Source organism: Delftia sp. ZNC0008, assembly GCF_000799035.1.
Taxonomy (GTDB): domain Bacteria; phylum Pseudomonadota; class Gammaproteobacteria; order Burkholderiales; family Burkholderiaceae_C; genus Comamonas; species Comamonas tsuruhatensis.
Genome location: NZ_JTKZ01000307.1, coordinates 1 through 767, shown reverse-complemented (window position 1 = coordinate 767; position 767 = coordinate 1). Strand labels below are relative to the sequence as shown.

General features: G+C 72.9%; 1 protein-coding gene. It reads right to left on the bottom strand.

Features of this window, described 5'->3' with window-relative positions:
• Positions 1–767, bottom strand: a 767-nt coding sequence (locus L995_RS10305; RefSeq protein ID WP_047471411.1) for a FecR family protein, incomplete at both ends; no start/stop codon positions are given.

Sequence of the window (767 nt, the reverse complement as noted above, 5' to 3'; positions counted from 1 at the left end):
CGCACGCACGGGCTGGCGGCGCCAGCGCGACAGCGTGGCCGCGATCTCGCCCAGCCCGGCGCTGTCGAAGACGATGAGGCCGCGTTCGATGGACGAGACGCTGTCGCGCGCATCGCGTTGCACGCGGTGGGGGAGGGGGCTGGCGTGGGCGCCATCGGCTCCGGGTGCGGCACCGGGGGCGGCACCGGCGCTTTCGTCCGGCAGTTCCCCCACTTCGCCAGCCTGCAGCAGCAAGGACGGTTCTCCGTCACCACCTTTCACCGCCAAACGCACCGTTCCATGCTCCACGCTCACCCGCACCAGTCCCGGCAGGCGGTTGACGGTGAAGCGCGTGCCCAGCACGGTGATGCGGGCCTGGCCGGCGGCGATGGTGAAGGGGCGGTCTGCATCCCTGGCCACGTCGAACAGGGCCTCTCCCTGCTCCAGCACCACGGCGCGCTGGCGGCGCGTGTAGCGCGTGGCGATGCGGCTGGCCGGTCCCAGGGTCAGCACGCTGGCGTCGGGCAGGTTCAGCACGATGCGTTCGCCAATCGCACTGTCGCGGGCCAGGGCGAACACGGTGGTGTCCTGCCATTCAAGCCAGCCGCGCCATGCCAGCAGGCCCGCCGTGCCCAGGCCGGCAACGCCCAGCACGCCGCGGGTGATGATCGCGCGGCGCGCGTTGCTGCGTGTGTTGCGGCGCTGGCGTGCGGCGGTGTCCACCGCCGTGGCCAGGGCCTCGGTGCGGGGCGTGGAGTCGAAGTCCTGCCACAGCGCCTCGAAGGCGG